This window comes from Alteromonas sp. ABH4_457 (assembly GCF_056160625.1).
The window spans coordinates 1-246 of sequence record NZ_JBSWXN010000036.1; the positions used below are offsets into that span (position 1 = coordinate 1).

At 48.8% G+C, this 246-nt stretch carries 1 protein-coding gene; it reads left to right on the forward strand.

Annotated elements, in window-relative coordinates; genetic code table 11:
- Nucleotides 1-246 (forward strand): EF-Tu C-terminal domain-related protein (locus tag ACXAGR_RS23835; protein WP_474852167.1); only part of this gene is annotated, 246 nt, incomplete at both ends.

Below are 246 nucleotides of genomic sequence, written 5' to 3' on the forward strand. Positions count from 1 at the left end.
CTAAAGATGAAGGCGGTCGTCACACTCCATTCTTCAAAGGTTACCGTCCACAGTTCTACTTCCGTACAACTGACGTAACTGGTGCCGTTGAACTGCCAGAAGGCGTAGAAATGGTAATGCCTGGTGACAACCTGAAATTCGTCGTTGACCTGATTGCTCCAATCGCGATGGAAGAAGGTCTGCGCTTCGCAATCCGTGAAGGTGGTCGTACAGTAGGTGCTGGTGTTGTAGCTAAAATCATCAAGT